The organism is Streptomyces lusitanus (assembly GCF_042647945.1).
Taxonomy (GTDB): domain Bacteria; phylum Actinomycetota; class Actinomycetes; order Streptomycetales; family Streptomycetaceae; genus Streptomyces; species Streptomyces pseudogriseolus.
Genome location: NZ_JBHRWL010000005.1, coordinates 8,753 through 26,403 on the forward strand (window position 1 = coordinate 8,753; position 17,651 = coordinate 26,403).

At 72.1% G+C, this 17,651-nt stretch carries 17 protein-coding genes; 9 read left to right on the forward strand and 8 right to left on the reverse strand.

Annotated features, from left to right (window positions below; all coding sequences use genetic code 11):
* Positions 1 to 43: 43 nt before the first annotated feature.
* The 5 genes from ACFOSY_RS09225 to ACFOSY_RS09245 form a co-directional block, all read right to left on the reverse strand.
* Complete coding sequence (locus ACFOSY_RS09225; protein ID WP_225655486.1) at positions 44 to 451, reverse strand: VOC family protein; 408 nt, start codon at positions 449 to 451, stop codon at positions 44 to 46.
* Between the two features lie 157 nt (positions 452 to 608).
* Positions 609 to 1,985 carry a hypothetical protein gene (locus tag ACFOSY_RS09230; protein ID WP_394306255.1) on the reverse strand — a complete coding sequence of 459 codons (1,377 nt, stop codon included), beginning with the start codon at positions 1,983 to 1,985 and terminating at the stop codon, positions 609 to 611.
* Positions 1,967 to 2,716, reverse strand: a complete 750-nt coding sequence (locus ACFOSY_RS09235) for an ABC transporter ATP-binding protein (RefSeq protein ID WP_394306256.1) — start codon at positions 2,714 to 2,716, stop codon at positions 1,967 to 1,969. The genes ACFOSY_RS09230 and ACFOSY_RS09235 overlap by 19 nt, the downstream gene beginning before the upstream one ends.
* A 256-nt stretch (positions 2,717 to 2,972) precedes the next feature.
* Positions 2,973 to 4,346, reverse strand: coding sequence for an aspartate aminotransferase family protein (locus ACFOSY_RS09240; protein WP_394306257.1), 1,374 nt, complete (start codon positions 4,344 to 4,346; stop codon positions 2,973 to 2,975).
* 2 nt (positions 4,347 to 4,348) lie between these two features.
* Positions 4,349 to 4,867 carry an Lrp/AsnC family transcriptional regulator gene (locus ACFOSY_RS09245; RefSeq protein ID WP_031023264.1) on the reverse strand — a complete coding sequence of 173 codons (519 nt, stop codon included), beginning with the start codon at positions 4,865 to 4,867 and terminating at the stop codon, positions 4,349 to 4,351.
* A gap of 205 nt (positions 4,868 to 5,072) precedes the next feature.
* Here ACFOSY_RS09245 and ACFOSY_RS09250 point away from each other — a divergent pair, with 205 nt between their 5' ends.
* From ACFOSY_RS09250 to ACFOSY_RS09260, 3 genes are all read left to right on the forward strand, one after another.
* Positions 5,073 to 6,512, forward strand: a complete 1,440-nt coding sequence (locus ACFOSY_RS09250) for a gamma-aminobutyraldehyde dehydrogenase (RefSeq protein WP_394306258.1) — start codon at positions 5,073 to 5,075, stop codon at positions 6,510 to 6,512.
* A 114-nt stretch (positions 6,513 to 6,626) separates the two neighbouring features.
* Positions 6,627 to 7,160, forward strand: a complete 534-nt coding sequence (locus tag ACFOSY_RS09255) for a hypothetical protein (RefSeq protein ID WP_394306259.1) — start codon at positions 6,627 to 6,629, stop codon at positions 7,158 to 7,160.
* A gap of 10 nt (positions 7,161 to 7,170) precedes the next feature.
* Positions 7,171 to 7,713, forward strand: a complete 543-nt coding sequence (locus ACFOSY_RS09260) for an HXXEE domain-containing protein (protein WP_394306260.1) — start codon at positions 7,171 to 7,173, stop codon at positions 7,711 to 7,713.
* A 29-nt stretch (positions 7,714 to 7,742) separates the two neighbouring features.
* Here the strand turns inward: ACFOSY_RS09260 and ACFOSY_RS09265 are convergent, their stop codons facing one another.
* The gene (locus ACFOSY_RS09265; RefSeq protein ID WP_394306261.1) at positions 7,743 to 8,435 is read right to left on the reverse strand and encodes a glycerophosphodiester phosphodiesterase; all 693 of its coding nucleotides are present in this window, start codon (positions 8,433 to 8,435) and stop codon (positions 7,743 to 7,745) included.
* 73 nt (positions 8,436 to 8,508) lie between these two features.
* Positions 8,509 to 9,633: an adenosine deaminase gene (locus ACFOSY_RS09270; protein ID WP_394306332.1), complete on the reverse strand. Its 1,125-nt coding sequence runs from the start codon at positions 9,631 to 9,633 to the stop codon at positions 8,509 to 8,511.
* 216 nt (positions 9,634 to 9,849) lie between these two features.
* Between ACFOSY_RS09270 and ACFOSY_RS09275 the strand changes: the two genes are divergently transcribed.
* On the forward strand, positions 9,850 to 10,575 hold the full coding sequence (locus tag ACFOSY_RS09275) for a DUF4190 domain-containing protein (RefSeq protein ID WP_394306262.1): 726 nt from the start codon (positions 9,850 to 9,852) through the stop codon (positions 10,573 to 10,575).
* Positions 10,576 to 11,081: 506 nt separating this feature from the next.
* On the opposite strand, the gene ACFOSY_RS09280 is transcribed toward ACFOSY_RS09275, so the two are convergent.
* Positions 11,082 to 11,660 carry an NADAR family protein gene (locus ACFOSY_RS09280; RefSeq protein WP_394306333.1) on the reverse strand — a complete coding sequence of 193 codons (579 nt, stop codon included), beginning with the start codon at positions 11,658 to 11,660 and terminating at the stop codon, positions 11,082 to 11,084.
* 219 nt (positions 11,661 to 11,879) lie between these two features.
* Here ACFOSY_RS09280 and ACFOSY_RS09285 point away from each other — a divergent pair, with 219 nt between their 5' ends.
* The 5 genes from ACFOSY_RS09285 to ACFOSY_RS09305 are packed head-to-tail and all read left to right on the forward strand — an operon-like array spanning position 11,880 to position 17,633.
* Positions 11,880 to 13,415, forward strand: coding sequence for a gamma-aminobutyraldehyde dehydrogenase (locus ACFOSY_RS09285; RefSeq protein ID WP_394306263.1), 1,536 nt, complete (start codon positions 11,880 to 11,882; stop codon positions 13,413 to 13,415).
* A gap of 49 nt (positions 13,416 to 13,464) precedes the next feature.
* Complete coding sequence (locus ACFOSY_RS09290; RefSeq protein WP_394306264.1) at positions 13,465 to 14,712, forward strand: polyamine ABC transporter substrate-binding protein; 1,248 nt, start codon at positions 13,465 to 13,467, stop codon at positions 14,710 to 14,712.
* 4 nt (positions 14,713 to 14,716) lie between these two features.
* Positions 14,717 to 15,904: an ABC transporter ATP-binding protein gene (locus tag ACFOSY_RS09295; RefSeq protein WP_394306265.1), complete on the forward strand. Its 1,188-nt coding sequence runs from the start codon at positions 14,717 to 14,719 to the stop codon at positions 15,902 to 15,904.
* Complete coding sequence (locus ACFOSY_RS09300; RefSeq protein ID WP_394306266.1) at positions 15,904 to 16,833, forward strand: ABC transporter permease; 930 nt, start codon at positions 15,904 to 15,906, stop codon at positions 16,831 to 16,833. Before ACFOSY_RS09295 ends, ACFOSY_RS09300 begins: the two co-directional genes overlap by 1 nt.
* Complete coding sequence (locus tag ACFOSY_RS09305) at positions 16,833 to 17,633, forward strand: ABC transporter permease (RefSeq protein ID WP_394306267.1); 801 nt, start codon at positions 16,833 to 16,835, stop codon at positions 17,631 to 17,633. Before ACFOSY_RS09300 ends, ACFOSY_RS09305 begins: the two co-directional genes overlap by 1 nt.
* The last annotated feature ends 18 nt before the right edge of the window (positions 17,634 to 17,651 follow it).

Here is a 17,651-nt window from a genome sequence, read left to right on the forward strand (position 1 = left end):
AGCACCCCGCCCCTGCCGCGTCCGGTACGGCGCCGGGCCGCCGTCAGCCCTCCACGGCCGCCGGGTCCATCCACACGACCTCCCAGGTGTGGCCGTCGAGGTCGTCGAAGGAGCGGCCGTACATGAAGCCGAGGTCCTGGGTGTCGCCGGCCACGGAGCCGCCCGCCGCCAGCGCCTTCTCCACCAGGGTGTCGACCTTCTCCCGGCTCTCTGCGCTCAGCGCCAGCAGCACCGCGCTGGTCTTGCGGGCGTCCGCGATCTCCTTCTTCGTGAACTGCGCGTACTTCTCCTTCGTCAGCAGCATCGCGATGATCGTGTCGCTGATCACGACGGACGCCGTGGACTCGTCGCTGAACTGCTCGTTGATGGAGTAGCCGAGCGCCGTGTAGAACGCCCGCGACGCCTCGATGTTCTCGACGGGCAGGTTCACGAAGATCATCTGCTGGTACATGGCGGGGCCCTCTCCCTGTGTTCGTTGCGTTCGAGGGGGTAGACCGCAGGCCCGCGCGGAACTCATCGCGTCCGGGGAAAATTTCTTCGACTTTCTCCGCCCGGCCCGCCCGGCCGCCCGCAGCCTTCTCCGCTCAGCCGCTCAGCCGCTCAGCCGCTCAGCCGCCCAGCGGCCACGCCGACAGCTCGGCCACCGCCACGGTGAGCGGCCCGAACAGGGCGAGCAGCGCGACCGCGCGCAGGGCGGCGGCCCGGCGCAGCGTCCCCGCGGGCGCCCCCAGCCGGCGCAGCGAGGCGGTGGTGTCCGCGTGCGCCTGCTTGGCCTCGACGGCCGCCGTGAGCAGCGTCGCCACCGTGCAGCCGGCCACCAGCAGCACCCCGAGCACCACCAGCGGACCGGCCGACGGGTCGTCCCGGTCGTGCAGCGACGCCATCGCGTACGCGGCCGACACCACCGCGCAGACCACGCCCAGCGGCCGTCCGATGCGCGTCGCCTCCGTCATCAGCACCCGCCCGGCCAGCAGCCGCAGCGCGCCCGGCCGCACCGCCTGGAGCAGCCGCCCGCACAGGTGGGCGAGCCCGGGGCCGACCAGGGCCAGGCCGAGCGAGGTCAGCGCCAGCCCGAGAAACGCGGCCGGTCCGCCCGTGGTGCCGGTACGGCTGGTGAGCGCCTCCACCGCCAGCCCCACCGCGAGCACCGCGACGCCCCAGGGCAGACCCGACGGGGCCGCGGTCGGCACCGGGGGCGGGACGACGGCGGGGGAGGCGTCGGCGGCGGAGGAGGCGGCGGTGGCCTCCGCACCGGTCGCACCGGTCGCCCCGGTCGCACCGGTCGCCTCGGCCGGCTCCACCGGTGCGCCGTCCTGCTCCTCCGCGGGCGCCTCCACGGCCGTGCGCCGTCCGCGCGCGGCGGCCCCGAACTGGCGCCCGAACCGTCCGTACGCGCCGAAGGACTCCCGCGCCGGGGAGCGCCGGTAGGCGCCGAACCGGCCGTACGTCCGTGCCGCCCGGCCCGCGCCCGTCACCGGCTCGCGCGGCCGCAGCGACACGGCGGCCGCCGCCGACGCGCTCAGCGGCACCAGGGCCAGCAGCGTCAGCGCGGCAGGCATCGGCAGGGGACGCCCGGCGGCCAGGAACTCCCGCGCGCCCCCGTCGAGGGGCATGCCGGTCAGGTCGCCGCGCAACTGGAGGAAGACGAGCAGCGCCAGCGCCGAACCCAGCAGGCAGGACAGGGCGGTGGTCGCCGCGGAGATCGCCATCAGCTTGACCGGGCCGAGCCCGACCGCCGACAGACCGGGCCGGGGCCGGGTCGCCGGATCGGTGCGGGCGACCGCGACCGCGAGGTAGACCGTGGCGGCGAGCGGGGCCGTGCACCAGGCCAGCCGCAGCGCGGAGGCGGCGGGGTCCGGGTGGGTCAGCGCGTGCCCGAGGGCGCTCAGCAGCAGGAAGCCCGTCCCGGCCGAGGCGCCCGTGACGAGGAGCCGGCGGACCTGGACGGCGGGCTGGGCCCCGAGGCTCAGACGGAGAGCGAGCACGCCGCCCGGCCTTCCGACTCGGCCGGTCCGGAGACCGGGGGGAGGTGCACGGTCCGCACGCACCGCCCGTCGAGCAGCGACACGGTGCGGTCGGCGAGGGCGGCGGTCCGCGCGTCGTGGGTGGCGAGGACCACGGTGATGCCGTGCGAGCGGGCCGCCGTGGTGAGCGTGCGCAGCACGTGGGCGTGGTCGACGCGGTGCAGCGGGGCGGTCGGCTCGTCGGCGAACAGCACCGACGGCGCCGGGGCCAGCGCGCGGGCGATGCACACCCGCTGGCGCTCCGCGTGCGTGAGTTCCACGGGGTGCTTGCGCGCCCGGTCGCCGACGTCGAGGCGTTCCATCCACTCCAGGGCGGCGGCCTTGGCGCGGCGCCGCCCGGTGCCGCGCAGCATGAGGGGCAGCGCGGCGTTCTCCCAGACGTTCAGCTCGGGCACCAGCACCGGGGCCGGGTCGATCCAGCCGAACCGGTCGCGGCGCAGCCGCTCCCGGGCCGCCGGGCCCATGGTGTGCACGGGCACGCTGTTGAACCAGACCTCGCCGTCGTCGGCGGGCACCAGGCCGGACAGGCAGCGCAGCAGGGTCGACTTGCCGCTGCCGCGCGGGCCTGAGACGGCGAGGATCTCGCCCTCCCGGACGCCGAGCGAGACGCCGCTCAGGCCGGGCGAGCCGTCGTCGTGCCGGAAGTGCAGGGCACGCGCCCAGAGCACGTCGTTGTCCGGTGGGGCCACCATGGCGTACACCTCGGTTCGGATCGGAAATGCCGTGCGCTCTTCGGGTAATTCCCCCGTCCGGGGGAACGAAGGGCGGGCCGATCGGTCACTGGCACGCTAGGCAGGCGGTGGCGGGCGGCAGGACAGCACGCGGCCCCGGGCCGCCGTTTCTCACTCGAACGGGCGGCACCGGGGCCGGTGTTGATCATTCAAAGAGAAGATCGGTACCTCGGACGGCCTACGGTCGACGGTCCACGGCCGCGGTCGGCTCGTCGGCCTACAGCTTGGTCCACGCCTCCGTGAGGGTCGCGCGCAGGATCTGCTCGATCTCGTCGAAGGTCTCCTGGTTCGAGATCAGCGGCGGCGCGAGCTGGATCACCGGGTCGCCGCGGTCGTCGGCACGGCAGTACAGGCCGTTCTCGAACAGCTTCTTGGACAGGAAGCCGTACAGCACGCGCTCGGTCTCGTCGGCGTCGAAGGACTCCTTGGTCGCCTTGTCCTTGACCAGTTCGATGCCGTAGAAGAAGCCGTTGCCGCGGACGTCGCCGACGATCGGCAGGTCGTGCAGCTTCTCCAGGGTGGCGCGGAAGGCGCCCTCGTTGTCGAGGACGTGCTGGTTGAGGCCCTCGCGCTCGAACAGGTCGAGGTTGGCGATGCCCACCGCCGCGGACACCGGGTGGCCGCCGAAGGTGTAGCCGTGCAGGAAGGTGTTGTCGCCCTGGTAGAACGGCTCGGCGAGCCGGTCGGAGACGATGCACGCGCCGATCGGGGAGTAGCCCGAGGTCATGCCCTTGGCGCAGGTGATCATGTCCGGGACGTAGCCGAACTTGTCGCAGGCGAAGGTGGTGCCGAGGCGGCCGAAGGCGCAGATGACCTCGTCGGAGACGAGCAGCACGTCGTACGTGTCGCAGATCTCGCGCACCCGCTGGAAGTAGCCGGGCGGGGGCGGGAAGCAGCCGCCGGCGTTCTGCACGGGCTCCAGGAAGACCGCGGCGACGGTGTCCGGGCCCTCGAAGAGGATCTGCTGCTCGATCTGGTCGGCGGCCCAGCGGCCGAACGCCTCCGGGTCGTCGCCGTGGATCGGCGCCCGGTAGATGTTGGTGTTGGGCACCTTGTGCGCGCCCGGCACCAGTGGCTCGAAGGGGGCCTTGAGGGCGGGCAGGCCGGTGATGGACAGGGCGCCCTGCGGGGTGCCGTGGTAGGCGACCGCGCGGGAGATGACCTTGTACTTGGTCGGCTTGCCGACGAGCTTGAAGTACTGCTTGGCGAGCTTCCAGGCGGTCTCCACCGCCTCGCCGCCGCCGGTGGTGAAGAAGACCTTGTTGAGGTCGCCCGGGGCCTCGTGCGCGAGCCGCTCCGCGAGCTCCACGGCCTTGGGGTGGGCGTAGGACCACACCGGGAAGAACGCCAGCTCCTGCGCCTGCTTGGCGGCGGTCTCGGCGAGCTCCTGGCGGCCGTGGCCGGCCTGCACCACGAACAGGCCCGCCAGGCCGTCGAGGTAGCGCCTGCCCCGGTCGTCGTAGATGTGGGTGCCCTCACCGCGGACGATGGTGGGGACGGGCGCGTTCTCGTACGACGACATGCGGGTGAAGTGCATCCACAGGTGGTCGTACGCGGACTTGCTGAGGTCCTTGGGGGTGTCGGTGCTCACGGTTATCGGGTTCCCCACATGTAGGTCTGCTTCTTGAGCTTGAGGTAGACGAAACTCTCGGTGGAGCGCACGCCGGGCACGGCCCGGATGCGTTTGTTGATGACCTCCAGCAGGTGGTCGTCGTCCTCGCAGACGATCTCGACCATCAGGTCGAAGGATCCGGCGGTCATCACCACGTACTCGCACTCGGACATCGCGGCCAGCGCGTCGGCGACGGCCTCCACGTCCCCCTCGACGTTGACGCCGACCATCGCCTGCCGGCGGAAGCCCACGGTGAGCGGGTCCGTGACGGCGACGATCTGCATCACGCCCTGGTCGAGCAGCTTCTGCACCCGCTGGCGCACGGCCGCCTCCGACAGGCCCACGGCCTTGCCGATCGCGGCGTACGGCCGGCGGCCGTCCTCCTGGAGCTGCTCGATGATGGCGAGGGAGACGGCGTCCAACTGCGGTACGCCGCCGTTTCTGGACTCGCGGGAGTCCTTGGGGTCTGCGCTTCGACTGGCCACGGGGCCACTGTGCACGACGTATCGACAGTTTCGCAAGGCGCGATCGATGAAATCCGTTGTTGACGGAGTCGATGCTTGCGGATTTCGCAGATGCGGAGGGAGTGGGGGTGTTGAAAACGTCAGCGGTCCGTCTAGGGTGGGTGTCTCAGAGGTTGGACACCTCGCACCCGTACACACCCGACACCTCGGGCACCCACGAGGAACACCAGGAGGGCCTGCAGTGAGCACCGAGCTGCGTCGTCTGCGCAACTACATCGGCGGTGAGTTCCGGGACGCCGCCGACGGACGGACCACCGAGGTGGTCAATCCCGCGACCGGCGAGGCGTACGCGACGGCTCCGCTGTCCGGTGCCGCGGACGTCGACGCCGCGATGGCCGCCGCCGCCGAGGCCTTCCCCGGCTGGCGCGACACCACCCCGGCCGAGCGGCAGAAGGCGCTGCTGAGGATCGCGGACGCCTTCGAGGAGCGCGCCGAGGAACTGATCGCCGCCGAGGTGGAGAACACGGGCAAGCCGACCGGGCTGACCCGCACCGAGGAGATCCCGCCGATGGTGGACCAGATCCGCTTCTTCGCGGGCGCGGCGCGGATGCTCGAGGGCAAGGGCGCCGGCGAGTACATGGAGGGTCTGACCTCCTTCGTACGCCGTGAGCCGGTCGGCGTCTGCGCCCAGGTGGCGCCCTGGAACTACCCGATGATGATGGCCGTGTGGAAGTTCGCCCCGGCGATCGCCGCGGGCAACACGGTCGTCCTCAAGCCGTCGGACACCACCCCCGCCTCCACCGTCCTGATCGCCGAGATCCTCGGCTCCATCCTCCCCAAGGGCGTCTTCAACGTCGTCTGCGGCGACCGTGAGACCGGCCGCCTGATGGTCGAGCACCCGACCCCGGCGATGGCCTCCATCACCGGCTCGGTGCGCGCGGGCATGGCGGTCGCCGAGTCCGCGTCCAAGGACCTCAAGCGGGTCCACCTGGAGCTGGGGGGCAAGGCCCCGGTCGTGGTCTTCGAGGACGTCGACATCGCCAAGGCGGTCGCGGGCATCTCCGAGGCCGGCTACTTCAACGCCGGCCAGGACTGCACGGCCGCCACGCGCGTGCTGGTGCACGAGTCCGTGCACGACGAGTTCGTGCGGGCGCTCGCCAAGGCCGCCTCCGACATCAAGACGGGCATGCCCGACGACGAGGACGTCCTCTACGGCCCGCTCAACAACCCCAGCCAGCTCGCGCAGGTCGAGGGCTTCATCGAGCGGCTGCCCGCGCACGCGCGCGTCGAGGCCGGCGGCAAGCGGGTCGGCGACCAGGGCTACTTCTACGCCCCGACCGTCGTCTCCGGCCTCGAGCAGGACGACGAGATCGTCCAGAAGGAGGTCTTCGGCCCGGTCATCACCGTCCAGTCCTTCACGGACGAGGACCAGGCCGTCGCATACGCCAACGGCGTGGAGTACGCGCTGGCGTCGTCGGTGTGGACCAAGGACCACGCCCGCGCGATGCGGATGTCGAAGAAGCTGGACTTCGGCTGCGTGTGGATCAACACCCACATCCCGCTGGTCGCGGAGATGCCGCACGGCGGCTTCAAGAAGTCGGGCTACGGCAAGGACCTGTCGGCCTACGGCTTCGACGACTACACGCGGATCAAGCACGTGATGACCTCGCTGGAGGACTGACGCGCGGATCGTCGGCCCCGGACGGTGCACCGCACCGGTCCGGGGCCGACGTGTGTCCGGGACCCGCCGTTCCTCGGTTTTGAACATGTTCAACTCTGGGCGTACGCTCCTGTCATGAGCGACAGAGCCGCCCTGCTCAAGGGCATTCGCGTCTGGCTGGTGTTCTTCGTCGTCTGTCTGGTGCTCAGCGGGGCCACTGCCTTCCCGCTGGTGCACGAACTGCGCTGGACCGAGGAGGCGTTGCGGACCCTCGGGGCACCCGAGCACCTCCCCGGCCTCATGGAGTGGATCGAGCGCGTACGGGACGGGCTCGACACCGCCGACGCCGAGCACCCCTTCCTGCTCTACGGCACCGACTGGCTGGCCTTCGCCCACCTCGTCATCGCGGTCGCCTTCCTCGGCCCCTACCGGGACCCGGTACGCAACATCTGGGTCGTGGAGTTCGGCCTCATCGCCTGCGCCGGCGTCGTCCCGCTCGCCCTGATCTGCGGGCCGGTGCGCGGCATCCCCTTCTGGTGGAGCGTCATCGACATGGCGTTCGGCGTGTTCGGCGCGATCCCGCTGTACCTCGTCAGGAAGAGGATCAAGCGCCTTGAGGCGCTCACGGAGGCGGCCGTTCCGAGGGCCGTCGCCGTCCCCGCTCAGTAGGGTCGGGCCCATGAAGGGCGAACGGGTGGGCGGGGCCGTCACATGGGGACTCCTGGGCGCGTGGGCCCTGCACGATCTCGAGGAACTGGTCACCGTGCCGGGGTGGCTGAGGCGCAACGTACCGGAACTGCGGACGCGGTTCCCGCAGGTGCCGGAGCGGGTGTGGCGGCGGGCCGAGACCGTGGACGCGGCCGAATTCGCCGCCGCCGTGGGCGTGATGGGGGCCGTCGTCGGCGCCGCGTCCGCCGCCGGGCGGCTGACCGGAGGGCGTTCCGGCCTCTACCAGGGCGCGTTGACCGGCTTCGGACTGCACGGCGTGATCCACATGGCCCAGGCCGCGGCCGTACGCGGCTACACCCCCGGCTCCCTGACGTCGCCGCTGGTCGTCGTCCCGTTCACGCTGTGGGCGCGGGGCCGGTTGCGGAGGGCCGGTGTGCTGCGTCCCGCCCGGCCCCGTGACGCGGTGGCCGGCCTGGCCGCCGCGGGGGCGGCCACAATCGCGTCGCACGTCGTGGCGCGCCGGCTGCTCGGCTCGGCGCGCCGGACGTCATGAGGGGGCGCGGTCGCCCGGCGCGCCGGACGTCATGAGGGGGCGCGGTCGCGCAGCGCGCACAGGACGTCGATGCGGTTCGTGGTGATCGAGTCCACGCCCGCGGCCAGCAGGCGGCGCATGGAGCGGCGGGTGTCCGGCGTCCACACGGACAGCAGACAGCCGTCGCGGTGCACGCGGTCCGCGAGCGCCCGGTCCACCAGGCTGAAGCGGTAGTTGAGCCAGCGCGGCCGGACCACCTCCAGCAGCCCGGCGCGCGGCGGCGCGGTGGAGGTGTGGGTGAGCGCGATCTCCGCGTCCGGGTCCACCGCCCGCACGGCCAGCATGGCGGGGGCGCCCGCGCAGTAGTACACGCGGTCCTCGGCGCCCCGCTCCCGGACGACGTCCACGATCCGGCGCACGGCGCGCTCGCCCGGGGCGCCGGGCAGGTCGATCATCACCCTGCTGCCCTCGGTCGCCGCCAGCGCGTCGGCGAGTGCGGGCACCCCGCCGTCCGTCACCTCGCGCACCTCGTCCCAGGTGAGGGACGCGAGGGGACGGTCGTGGTCCCACAGGCGGCCGAGCGTCGCGTCGTGCAGCAGCACCGGGACGCCGTCCCGGGTGAGCCGCACGTCGATCTCGACCGCGTCCGCGCCCCGCCGGACCGCGGAGCGCAGCGACGCCAGGGTGTTCTCCCGGACGCGGTAGGGGTCGCCGCGGTGGGCCACGGCCGTCACGTTCTGCATGGTGCCCTTCGCGGGGTGGTCAGGAGGGGAGCCGGGGTGGTCAGGAGGGAGCGTGGTCAGGGGGCGGCCGTGGTCAGGAGGCGAGCCAGGAGGAGGTGTACGTGTCGATCTCGGCCGCCAGCCGCGCCTTGCCGGCCGGGTCCAGGAACGACGCCTCGACCGCGTTCTTCGCGAGAGCGGCGAGGCCCCGCTCGTCGAGGTCCAGCAGCCGGGCGGCGACCGCGTACTCGTTGCAGAGGTCGGTGCCGAACATCGGCGGGTCGTCGGAGTTGATCGTCACCAGCACGCCGGCCCGGGTGAACTCCTTGACGGGGTGCTCGTCCAGGGTGGCGACCGCGCGGGTGGCGATGTTCGACGTCGGGCACACCTCCAGCGGGATGCGCCGCTCGGCGAGGTGCTCCAGCAGCTTCGGGTCCTGGGCGGCGCTGGTGCCGTGGCCGATGCGCTCGGCGCCCAGCTCGTTCAGCGCGTCCCAGATCGTCTCCGGTCCCGTGGTCTCGCCCGCGTGCGGCACCGAGCGCAGCCCGGCCGCGACGGCCCGGTCGAAGTACGGCTTGAACTGCGGGCGCGGCACGCCGATCTCGGGGCCGCCCAGCCCGAAGGAGACCAGGCCCTCCGGGCGCAGCCGGTCGTCGGTCGCGAGCCGCGTGGTCTCCTCGGCCGCCTCGAGGCCGGCCTCGCCCGGGATGTCGAAGCACCAGCGCAGTACGGTGCCCAGCTCGCTCTCGGCCGCCTTGCGGGCGTCCTCGATCGCGTCCATGAAGGCGCGCTCGTCGATCCCACGCCGGGTGGAGGAGAACGGGGTGATGGTCAGCTCGGCGTACCGCACCTGCTGCCGGGCCAGCTCACGGGCCAGCTCGTACGTCAGCAGCCGCACGTCCTCGGGGGTGCGGATCAGGTCGACGACGGACAGGTACACCTCGATGAAGTGCGCGAAGTCCGTGAAGGTGAAGTAGTCGGCGAGGGCCTCGGGGTCGGTGGGGACCTTCGAGTCGGGGTGCCGGGCGGCCAGCTCCGACACGATACGGGGGGAGGCGGAGCCGACGTGGTGCACGTGCAGTTCGGCCTTGGGCAGTCCGGCGATGAAGGCGTGCAGGTCACGGACCTGTCCGGCGGTGGCCGCGGTGGCGTGGCGGTCGGTCAAGGTTCCTCCCCGGGAACGGCGTCCCCGTCCGGTTCGCGGCGGGACGCGGGTGATCGGCTGATCGGCGGTGCGGGGATCATCGTAGGCCGGGCGTACGCGGGAGGTGCGTGGGCCGTAGCATGACGGTCCGTCCGAGCAAGGGGGTCGCAGCGCATGTCCGACGAGGCACCGGCACCGGGGGCCGGGGACCGCACGGGGGACGCAACGCCTTCAGGGGGTTCGTCCACCCCTGAGGTGTGGCCGGCGCCGGCCGACGGCGGGGCGCCGCACGTGGCCCCGCTGGACGGTTCGCTGGTGGACGCGCGGACCACCGAGACGGGTGGTGCGGCGGCGGGCGGGGCGCGGGGCGCGGCCGGTACGCCCGCGGCCGGTACGCCTCCGGCCGATCCCTGGGCGCTGCCCGGTGACCCCCCGCGGGCCTCCGGCGGCCCGGGCGAGACCGTGGTGGCGGGACAGCCCGCGCCGTGGTCGTCGCCCACTGTGCACGACGGGCCGGCGTACGGCGCGTCCGCGGTGCACGACCAGCAGACGGTGACGTCCTTTCCGGCGGCCTCGCACACGGCCCCGCCTCCCGTCACGCCGGTACCCGGCGCGTACGGCGGTGCCTGGGCGGGGCCCGCGGGGGCGGCCGTACCGCCGCCGCCGATCGGCCCGGAGGGGCCGGGGCAGGTCCCTTATGGCTACCCGCACGCGGGGTACGCGGGCGCGCCCGCCCCGGGCCATCCCGGCGGCTGGGCCGGGGCAGCGGCCCCCCTGCCGAGCAACGGCATGGGGGTCGCTTCCCTGGTCCTCGGGATCATCGCGGCAGCCGCCTTCTGCCTGTGGCCGGTGGCCATCGTGCTGGGTCTGCTCGCGGTGATCTTCGGGGCGATCGGGCGCGGCAAGGCGAACCGCGGCGAGGCGACGAACGGGGGGCAGGCTCTGGCGGGGGTGATCTGCGGGGCGGTGGGCAGTGCGCTGGCTCTTGCCTTCGGCATCATCGTCCTGGTCACCTGAGCTGTGGGGCTGGCCGCCGGTCGCCCCGTAAGGGGCGCGGGGAACTGCGCGACCGGCCCCGTGCGGCCCGCACCCGGCGTGCGACAGTCCCCGGCACCGCGGTGGCCGTACGGGGGTGTGGCGCGGGCCCGCTGGAGGGGTGCCGCCTGCGCCCACCCGTGCCGCCCCAGCGGCACGACTGCCCGCAGGCGGCAGGCGCCTTAAGGGGCGCGGGGAACTGCGCGGCCAGCCACCGTGCGGCCTGCACTCGGCGTGCAACAGTGCCCGGCACCTCGGTGGCCGTACGGGGGTGAGGCGCAGGCCCGCTGAGGGGTGCCGCCTGCGCCCACCCGTGCCGCCCTTAGCGGCACGACTGCCCGCAGGCGGCGGGGGCGCGGGGAACTGCGCGGCCAGCCACCGTGCGGCCCGCACCCGGCGTGCGACAGTGCCCGGCACCCCGGTGGCCGTACGGAGGGAGGTGCGGCGCGGGGCCCGCAGTTGGCGGCGGTGAGTCACCGCCCGTGCCCCTACCCCGCCTCCCGCAACCGCCTCCGCGCCTCCATCAGCGCGAAGCCCAGCAGATTCGGGCCGCGCCAGCGGGTCGGGTCGTGGGCCGCCTCCGTGTCGGCCGCCAGGCCTATGCCCCAGACGCGGTCGACGGGGCTGGCCTCGACCAGGACGCGGTCGCCCGTGTTCAGAAGGAAAGACCGCAGCTCACCGTGAGCTGCGAACTTGTGCTCGCTGCCCGACACCACGATCCCGAACCGCTCCCGTTGCCAGGTCTCCTCGTCGAAGTCCCGGACGAGACGTCCCGCCTTCTTCGCCTCGGCGGGGTGCTCCGCGGCCAGGACGCGGCGCTCGGCCTCCGCGTCGCCGAAGAGGCGGGCCTTGGCCGCCATCATCCAGTGCTCGGCGGTCGCGTACTCCACGCCGTCGACGGTGAACGGGGACGGCCACCACTGGCTCAGGCAGCTCGGTCCGATCCGTCCGTCGGGCAGCGGCCTGTGCCCCCAGAAGTGCAGGTACTTCACCCGCTCCCCGGCCCGGACCGCCTCGATCAGCGCCTCCCGGGACGCCACCGTCCCCGCGGTGCCCGCCACGCCCATCACCCCCCTGTCGTTCGGTGCGCGCAGCAGTCTCGCAGGCGCCACTGACACTCCGTCCCTCCTTTTCCGTCGCCGCTCGACACCTGGTCGACAGATTTCGTCGCGTAATCAAAAGGCAACAACGGAATCACTTGTTGGAGTGCCTCCGCTCTGTCAGGATCGGCACTCAAATCGAGCTCAGGCCACGCCGCCCCCCTCGGGGACACGGAGGAGAGCGACATGCAGGAACCCGGCAGCACCCCGCAGGACCGCTTCCCGGCCGCCGAACGGTTCGCGGACGGTGCCCAGTTCATCGCGGGCCGTCCGGCCAAGGGCACCTCGGGACGCACACACTCCGTGGTGGACCCGGCCACCGGCGCCCAGGTGTACACCTACGACCTCGCCGGCGCCGACGACGTCGACGCGGCCGTCGCCGCCGCGCGGGAGGCGTTCCCCGCCTGGGCGGGCGCCACGCCCGGCGAGCGTTCCGACGCCCTGCACCGGTTCGCCGCCGTGGTCGCCGAGCGGGCGGAGGACTTCGCCCGCGCCGAGTCGCTCCAGTGCGGCAAGCCGCTGAAGCTGACCCGCGAGTTCGACGTGCCGGGCACCGTCGACAACATCGCCTTCTTCGCCGGCGCCGCCCGCCACCTCGCGGGCCAGTCGGCCGGCGAGTACTCGGGCGACCACACCTCCTACGTCCGCCGCGAACCCATCGGTGTCGTCGGCTCCATCGCCCCCTGGAACTACCCGCTCCAGATGGCCGCATGGAAGATCCTCCCGGCGATCGCCGCGGGCAACACCATCGTGCTGAAGCCCGCCGAGCTGACCCCGCTCACCTCGCTGATGTTCGCGCAGGCCGCGCACGACGCCGGCCTCCCGGACGGGGTGATCAACATCGTCACCGGCACCGGCAAGGAGGCCGGCGAGCACCTGGTCGGCCACCCGGACGTGGCCATGACCTCCTTCACCGGCTCCACCGCCGTCGGCAAGCGGGTCGCCGAGATCGCCACCGCCACCGTCAAGCGCCTCCACCTGGAGCTCGGCGGCAAGGCCCCCTTCGTGGTGTTCGACGACGCCGACCTCGACGCGGCCGTCCACGGCGCCGTCGCGGGCGCGCTCATCAACACCGGCCAGGACTGCACGGCCGCCACGCGCGCGTACGTGCAGCGTCCGCTGTACGACGCCTTCGTCGAGCGCACCGCCGCCCTGATGGAGACCGTCCGGCTGGGCGACCCCTTCGCCCCCGGCATCGACCTCGGCCCGCTGGTCTCCCACGCCCAGCGCGACCGGGTGGCCGGTTTCGTCGAGCGCGCGCGTGCCTACGCGCGCGTGGTGACCGGCGGCGAGACACCCCTGGGCGATCTGGCCGGCGGCGCGTACTATCGCCCCACGCTGATCGCCGGCGCACCGCAGGACAGCGAGGTCGTGCAGTCGGAGATCTTCGGGCCGGTGCTGGTCGTCCTGCCCTTCGACACCGACGACGAGGGCATCGCACGCGCCAACGACACCCCGTACGGGCTCGCCGCCTCCGCCTGGAGCCGGGACGTGTACCGCACGGGCCGGGCCACCCGCGAGATCAAGGCCGGGTGCGTGTGGATCAACGACCACATCCCGATCATCAGCGAGATGCCGCACGGCGGCTACAAGGCGTCCGGCTTCGGCAAGGACATGTCCGCGTACTCCTTCGAGGAGTACACCCAGATCAAACACGTCATGTTCGACAACACCGCGGTGGTCCGCAAGGACTGGCACCGCACCGTCTTCGGGGACCGATAGCAGCCAGGCCGCCCGACCCGCGGCCACTTCCCGAAAGGGCACCACGCGCATGGAGCAGTACGAGCCCGACCGCCTCTCGCCGGCCCAGGAGGCCGCGATACGGCGCAGTTTCCGCAACGGAAGGGCCGCCCTGACCCGCCGTTCCCTGCTGCGCGCCTCGGCGGGCGGCGCCCTCGCGGTCGGCGGCCTGGGCGCGCTGAGCGCCTGCGGCATCCCCGCGGCCGGGAACAAGGAGGGCGGCGTCTCCGCGGAGGACCGCTCGGCGAAGGAGAAGACCGTCACCTTCTCCAACTGGACCGAGTACATGGACGTCGACGACAGCGGGCGCCGGCACCCCACGCTGGACGCGTTCACCAGGCGCACCGGCATCAAGGTCACGTACACCGAGGACATCAACGACAACACCGAGTTCTTCGGCAAGATCAAGCCGCAGCTCGCCGCGGGCCAGGACACCGGCCGCGACATCATCGTCCTCACCGACTGGCTGGCCGCCCGCCTGATCCGCCTCGGCTGGGTGCAGAAGCTCGACGCCTCCCACCTGCCGCACGCCTTCGCCAACGTCGCCTCGTCGTACCGCACCCCCGACTGGGACCCGGGCCGCGCCTACTCCTACCCCTGGCAGGGCATCGCGACCGTCATCGCGTACAACCGGAAGGCGCTCGACGGCGTCGAGGTGAAGACCCTGTCCGACCTGCTGGACAACCCCAAGCTCAAGGGCCGGGTCGGGCTGCTCACCGAGATGCGCGACACCATGGGCATGGCGCTGCTCGACATGGGCAAGGACCCGCGGTCCTTCAGCGCCGACGACTACGACGCCGCCCTCGCCCGGCTCCAGAAGACCGTCGACAAGGGCCAGATCCGCCGCTTCACCGGCAACGACTACACCGCGGACCTCGCCAAGGGCGACCTCGCCGCGTGCGTCGCCTGGGCCGGTGACGTCGTCCAGCTCCAGGCCGACAACCCGGACATCGGCTTCGTCATCCCGGACAGCGGCTACATGCTCTCCAGCGACAACCTGCTGATCCCCAACAAGGCCCGGCACAAGACGAACGCCGAGCGCCTGATCGACTACTACTTCGAGCCGCGGCCGGCCGCCCAGCTCGCCGCCTACATCAACTTCGTCTGTCCGGTCGACGGGGTGAAGGACGAGCTCGCGAAGCTCGACGAGGACGCGGCGAACAACCCGCTGATCCTCCCCGACAAGGACATGCAGGCCAAGTCCCGCGCCTTCCGCTCGCTGAGCTCCGAGGAAGAGACGGCGTTCGAGGGCAAGTTCGCGAAGCTCACGGGGGCGTGACGAGATGAAGACCACCGACGACACCACCACGGCCGGCGGCGGCGACGTCCGCCTCACCGGGATCACCAAGTCCTACGGCGACTTCACCGCCGTGCACCCGCTCGACCTGACCGTCCCGCAGGGCTCCTTCTTCGCCCTGCTCGGCGCGTCCGGCTGCGGCAAGACCACCACCCTGCGCATGATCGCCGGCCTGGAGGAGCCCACCGCGGGCACCGTCCACCTCGGCGACCAGGACGTCACCGCGCTGCCGCCGTACAAGCGGCCGGTGAACACCGTCTTCCAGTCCTACGCCCTCTTCCCGCACCTCGACATCTACGAGAACGTCGCCTTCGGCCTGCGCCGGCGCGGCATCAAGAGCGTGAAGAAGCAGGTCGAGGAGATGCTGGAGCTGGTCCAGCTCGGCGAGCAGGCGCGCAAGAAGCCCCACCAGCTCTCCGGCGGCCAGCAGCAGCGCGTCGCCGTCGCCCGCGCGCTGATCAACCACCCCAAGGTGCTGCTCCTCGACGAGCCGCTCGGCGCCCTGGACCTGAAGCTGCGCCGCCAGATGCAGCTGGAGCTCAAGCGCATCCAGACCGAGGTCGGCATCACCTTCGTGCACGTCACCCACGACCAGGAGGAGGCCATGACCATGGCCGACTGCGTCGCGGTGATGAACGCCGGCCGGGTCGAGCAGCTCGGCACCCCCGCCGACCTGTACGAGAACCCGCGGACCACCTTCGTCGCGAACTTCCTCGGCACCTCCAACTTCATCGAGGCCGAGGTCGACTCGGCGTCCGGCTCCGAGATCGTGCTGAAGGCGGGCGGCGGCAAGCTCGTGCTGCCCGAGGCCCGCAACAGCGCCCCCGCCCGCACCGGCGGCAAGGTGCTTCTCGGTGTGCGCCCGGAGAAGATCTCCCTCACCCACGCCGACGAGGCCGGGGAGATCCCCGAGGGCCGCAACCGGATCACGGGGCGGATAGCCGACTCCAGCTTCATCGGCGTCTCCACCCAGTACGTGATCGACAGCCCGGTCTGCACCGCGTTCGAGGTCTACGTGCAGAACATCGACCGCGACCCGCGTCTCACGCCCGGCGCCGAGGTCGTCCTGCACTGGAACCCGGCGCACACCTTCGGCCTGGACGCGGCGCAGTCCCTGCTCGCCGGGACAGTCGGCTCCGCCGGCGTCGGGGCGGCCGAGGAAGAGGTCGCCTGATGGCCACGCTCACCGAGGCGCCACCGCCGCTCGCGCCGCCCGCCCCCGAGGCGAAGCCGCCGCGCCGCCGCGGACGCTGGACGCCGTACCTGCTTCTGCTGCCCGGTCTGCTCTGGCTCGTGGTGTTCTTCGCGCTGCCGGTGATCTACCAGGCCTCCACGTCCGTGCAGACGGGCTCCCTGGAGGAGGGCTACAAGGTCACCTGGCATTTCGCGACCTACTGGGACGCGCTGTCCGAGTACTGGCCGCAGTTCGTCCGCTCGGTGCTCTACGCGGCCTCGGCGACCGTGCTGTGCCTGCTGCTCGGCTATCCGCTGGCGTATCTGATCGCCTTCCGCGCGGGACGCTGGCGCAACCTGGTCATGATCCTGGTGATCGCGCCGTTCTTCACCAGCTTCCTGATCCGCACCCTCGCCTGGAAGACGATCCTCGCCGACGGCGGCCCGGTGGTCGGCGCCCTGGACACGCTGCACGTCCTGGACGTCACGGCGTTCCTCGGCTGGACGGCCGACGACCGGGTGCTCGCCACCCCGCTCGCGGTGGTGTGCGGCCTGACGTACAACTTCCTGCCGTTCATGATCCTTCCGCTCTACACGTCGCTGGAACGGATCGACCCCCGGCTGCACGAGGCGGCGCACGACCTGTACGCCAAGCCGTCGACCACCTTCCGCAAGGTCACCTTCCCGCTGTCGATGCCGGGCGTGGTCTCCGGCACGCTGCTGACCTTCATCCCCGCGTCCGGCGACTACATCAACGCGGACCTGCTCGGCTCCACCGACACCCGGATGGTCGGCAACGTCATCCAGTCCCAGTTCCTGCGGATCCTGGACTACCCGACGGCCGCGGCGCTCTCGTTCATCCTGATGGCCGCGATCCTCGCCGTCGTCACGGTCCACATCCGCAAGTCCGGCACGGAGGATCTGGTCTGATGGCCTTCGTCAATTGGTTCAAGCGCAACGTCGTCGTGATCGCGGGTCTGCTGACGCTGGCCTACCTCCTGCTGCCGAACGTCGTCGTCACGGTGTTCTCCTTCAACCGTCCCAAGGGACGCTTCAACTACGAGTGGCAGCAGTTCTCCACCGACGCCTGGCGGGACCCGTGCGGCGTCTCCGGGCTGTGCGAGTCGCTCGGCCTCAGCCTGCAGCTCGCCTTCTGGGCCACCCTCGGCGCCACGCTGCTCGGCACGATGATCGCGTTCGCGCTGGTCCGCTACCGCTTCCGCGCCCGCGGCGCCGTCAACTCGCTGATCTTCCTGCCGATGGCGATGCCCGAGGTGGTGATGGCGGCCTCGCTGCTCACCCTGTTCCTCAACATGGGCGCCGAGCTGGGCTTCTGGACGATCCTGATCGCCCACATCATGTTCTGCCTGAGCTTCGTCGTGGTCGCCGTGAAGGCGCGCGTGATGTCGATGGACCCCCGTCTGGAACAGGCCGCGCAGGACCTCTACGCCGGCCCGGCGCAGACGTTCCTGCGGGTCACGCTGCCGATCGCCGCCCCCGGCATCGCGGCGGGCGCGCTGCTCGCCTTCGCGCTGTCCTTCGACGACTTCATCATCACCAACTTCACCGCCGGTTCGACCGTCACCTTCCCGATGTTCGTCTGGGGCTCCGCACAGCGCGGCACGCCCGTCCAGATCAACGTCATCGGCACCGCCATGTTCGTCGTGGCCGTGCTGCTGGTGCTGGTCTCCATGGCCGCCGGCAACCGCCGCCGCCGGCAGAAGGCATGAACGCACTGTAGAACCGTG